Raw genomic sequence first — 1861 nt, 5'->3', positions numbered from 1 at the left:
GTGAAGGGACCCTTCACGGCCCAGCCCAGAGCCCAGCCCAGCCCAGCCTGAGTCAAAAGGTCAGGTCAGGGGTGCGGGGAGCGGGAGGACTGGCGGCGTTCGTGAGTTTCGCGGCGCAGGCGGTCGGCGTGCTCGGTGACCGTGCCGATCTCGGCCGCCAGCGCCGGATGCGTGGGGGTCAGGTGGAGCTGGACGGCCGCCAGGGCCTGGATCAGGGCGGTGGCGTCGTCCTCGCCGAGTGCCCGCCGGAGTGACTCGGCCTTCGGCAGGTCCGGTACCGCGCTCACCTGGCCCGCCAGTCTGCGCAGGTCGGCCGAGTTCTCCCGGGCCCACCGGGTCACCGCGCGCTCGCCCGCGCGCCGGTCACGGGTGGCCTGCACGCGCTCGTCGGCGGTCACCTCGCTCGCGGCCGCGTCCCGAAGGCGCAGGTAGCGGCGTTCGGCGGCCTGCCTGCTCGCCACACCCAGCGCCGGGGCGAGCTCCGCCCAGCTGATGCCCTCCCGGCGCGCGGACGCGATGAGGTGCGGCTCCCACTCCGAGAGTTCCTCGCGCAATCCGCGCAGCACGGTCAGTGCCGCGAGCACGCGGCGGGGGTCCGTTTCGCTTCCCCGGGTGGCCTCGGTGAGCACCGAGTGCACCAGTTCCAGCGCGGCACGCACATCCTCCACGGCGTCATTCTTCCGACGACATTCTTACTTGTCAACGGAACGATGACGCGCTATAACGGGGGTGCAGCGCGTCGACAAGCAGACAAGTGAGCGACGAGGAGGTGTCTTCGATGTTGATGCGCACCGACCCCTTCCGTGAATTCGACCGGCTGACCCAGCAGGTGCTCGGCCAGGCGGGCACCTGGTCCCGGCCGAACCCGATGCCGATGGACGCCTACCGCTCCGGTGCCGAGTTCGTCGTGGCCTTCGACCTGCCCGGCGTGGACCCGGAGGCGATCGAACTCGACGTCGAGCGCAACGTGCTGACCGTGAAGGCGGAGCGCCGTCCGATCGCGGGCGACGAGGTCGAGATGCAGGTCTCGGAGCGGCCGCTGGGCGTGTTCTCCCGCCAGTTGTTCCTCGGCGACACCCTCGACGCCGACCACATCCACGCCGCCTACGACGCGGGGGTGCTGACCGTGCGGATCCCGATCGCCGAGCGCGCCAAGCCGCGCAAGATCGCCATCGAGAGCGAGCCCGCACGTAAGGAGATCAACGCCTGACGGGCGGCCTCACCGGACCACTCTCCTCGCGCTGTGCGCGGTGCCCTCCGGAGGCCCGCGCGCAGCGCTGCTTTTTTCCGATGCCGGTTTGTCACTGAGTACGGTGAACGGGTGGAGCTGCTCGACGCCGACTTCGTGACCACCGATCCCGCGATCCTGGAGACCTACCGTTACGACCAGGCCGGGTTCTGCGCGGCCGGGATGCCGCTCGCCCTGGCCAGGCCACGGGAGACCGCCGAGGCGGCGCGGGTGCTGCGCTTCGCGCACGAAAACCGCGTTCCGGTGGTGCCCCAGGGCACCCGCACCGGCCTGTCCGGCGGCGCGAACGCCGTCGACGGCGCCATCCTGCTGTCCCTCGAACGGATGGACCGCATCCTCGAGGTCGACCTCGACAACCACACCGCCACCGTGCAACCCGGCGTGATCAACTCGGTGCTCTCCCGCGCGGTCGCGGAGCACGGTCTCTTCTATCCGCCGGACCCCGGTTCGTGGGAGATGTCCACCATCGGCGGCAACGTCGCCACGAACGCCGGCGGTCTCTGCTGTGTGAAGTACGGGGTGACCAGCGATTTCGTGCGCGAGCTTGAGGTGGTGCTGGCCGACGGGCGGGTGCTGCGCACCGGCCGCCGCACGGCCAAGGGGGTGGCGGGC

General features: G+C 70.9%; 3 protein-coding genes. 2 read left to right on the top strand and 1 reads right to left on the bottom strand.

All coding sequences use genetic code 11. The features are described from left to right. Positions 1-65: 65 nt before the first annotated feature. Positions 66-668 carry a hypothetical protein gene (locus FNH05_RS36840; RefSeq protein ID WP_144593451.1) on the bottom strand — a complete coding sequence of 201 codons (603 nt, stop codon included), beginning with the start codon at positions 666-668 and terminating at the stop codon, positions 66-68. A gap of 110 nt (positions 669-778) precedes the next feature. On the opposite strand from FNH05_RS36840, the gene FNH05_RS36835 reads away from it, so the two are divergent. Together FNH05_RS36835 and FNH05_RS36830 are read left to right on the top strand one after the other, a co-directional pair. Next, complete coding sequence (locus tag FNH05_RS36835) at positions 779-1210, top strand: Hsp20/alpha crystallin family protein (protein ID WP_144593450.1); 432 nt, start codon at positions 779-781, stop codon at positions 1208-1210. Positions 1211-1321: 111 nt separating this feature from the next. Beyond that, on the top strand, positions 1322-1861 hold a 540-nt coding region (locus FNH05_RS36830), incomplete at its 3' end, for an FAD-binding oxidoreductase (RefSeq protein WP_144593449.1).

Source organism: Amycolatopsis rhizosphaerae (assembly GCF_007713715.1).
GTDB classification, from domain to species: domain Bacteria; phylum Actinomycetota; class Actinomycetes; order Mycobacteriales; family Pseudonocardiaceae; genus Amycolatopsis_E; species Amycolatopsis_E rhizosphaerae.
Note: the sequence above shows the minus strand (reverse complement) of the source record. Positions and strands in the feature narration are given on the sequence as shown.

Bases quoted from the DNA above. Each gene is read 5' to 3' on its own strand.
- FNH05_RS36835 (WP_144593450.1), top strand. From the start codon at position 779: ATGTTGATGCGCACCGACCCCTTCCGTGAATTCGACCGGCTGACCCAG.